Source organism: Caldimonas sp. (assembly GCF_046289365.1).
GTDB lineage: Bacteria > Pseudomonadota > Gammaproteobacteria > Burkholderiales > Burkholderiaceae_C > Caldimonas.
The window spans coordinates 1-1,646 of record NZ_JBKBVU010000344.1 but is presented as its reverse complement, the minus strand read 5'-3'; the positions used below and the strand labels follow the sequence as shown (position 1 = coordinate 1,646).

The following is a 1,646-nucleotide window of genomic DNA, read 5'->3' as shown; positions in this document are numbered from 1 at the left end:
GGCATACCCCCCCGCCTGAACATAGGCCTGCGCCAAATCGTGGCTGCTGTGCCACTGACCGCTTTCGATGCGTTCCTGCACCCCGTTGCGGTAGTCGCCCGCGTTCGGGCCAAAGACGCGCCAAGTGGCCACCCGCCAAGCGCGCTGCGCATCCTCCCCTTGCGCTTGCAGCACACGCTGCTCGCGCTGGATGCGCCCCCGCACCGGATTGAGCTCGTCGGGCTCCTCTTCCTCGGAAATGGCGGCCACCGCTTGCACCGCTGTGTCAAACAGATCGATGAGCGCAGGAAAAGCGTCACGAAAAAACCCCGAAATCCGCAGCGTCACATCCACCCGCGGACGCCCCAACACCGCGGCTGGCACCACCTCCACGTCCACCACACGCCCGCTGCCATCCGCCCAGCGCGGCCGCACCCCCAGCAGCGCCAACGCTTCCGCCATGTCCTCACCGCCCGTTCGCATCGTGCTGGTGCCCCACACCGTCATACCCACACACTGAGGGAACATTCCGTGCTCCTGCACATGCCGCTCCAGCAACCGCTGCGCGGCCTGCTGCCCCATCGACCAAGCGGTCGGCGTGGGCACAGCGCGCGTGTCGACGGCGTAAAAATTTCGTCCGGTGGGCAGCACATCGGCGCGGCCACGCGAGGGCGCACCACTGGGGCCCGGCGGCACAAACCGCCCCCGCAAACCGGCCAACAAATGCGCCATCTCATTCACACCCGACAGCGCCAAGCGCGGCAACAGCACCTCCCGCACCCAGCCCAGCACGGCTGCGGTGCGTGGCCACGCCGCCGCATCCACGCGCGACGGATCGCGCAAACACTCCAGCGCCAGGCGCTCCAGCCGCTCACGCGTGTGCCCCGCGTGCCGCCAGGGCTGCGTAGAGGCGGCTTGCAGCTCGGCCGGTCGGGGCCCGCTCCACGGCTGTGTGGCGTCGGCCTGTAACGGATCGTAGTCCGTCAACCCCAGATCCGCAGCCAACGCGCGCAGCAGGCTGTCCTCGCCAGCGGAGGCACCACGCGGAAACCGCACCAATGCCAACACCGTCTGCCACAGGGCCTCGCCTTGAGGGGATTGCCCGAACACATGAAGCCCACTGCGCATTTGCGTCTCTTTGATTTCGCACAAATACGCATCGAGCCGCTGCAACAACGCCATGCGCTGCGCCTCATCCTGCGGAGGGGACATACCGAGCTCGGTGTGCAGCCGGTGCTGCAGGGCCTCTTGCAACAGCTGCTGTTGCAGGCGCTGCGCCCGCGCCGGGTCGAGCAGCACCGCCTCATAGTACTCATCCATGCGGCGCTCCAGCGCCTGCAGCGGCCCGTACGTCTCGGCCCTCGTCAGCGGCGGCATGAGGTGGTCGATGATGACGGCTTGCGTGCGCCGCTTGGCTTGGCAACCCTCGCCGGGGTCGTTGACAATGAAGGGATAGAGGTGGGGCAGCGGCCCCAGGATCGCATCCGGCCAACACCCGTCGGATAGCGCCACAGTTTTGCCCGGCAACCACTCGAGGCTGCCGTGCTTGCCGACATGCACCAACGCGTCGACCCGCCAGTGCTGGCGCAGCCAAACATAGAACGCTACATAAGCATGTGTCGGCACCAATGTGGCGTCATGGTAACTGCGCACGCGATCGACACCGT

Annotated in this window: 1 protein-coding gene; it reads right to left on the bottom strand. The window is 67.1% G+C overall.

The features are described from left to right. Nucleotides 1–1,646, bottom strand: a 1,646-nt coding sequence (locus ACK42S_RS17860; RefSeq protein WP_409710788.1) for a cobaltochelatase subunit CobN, incomplete at both ends; no start/stop codon positions are given.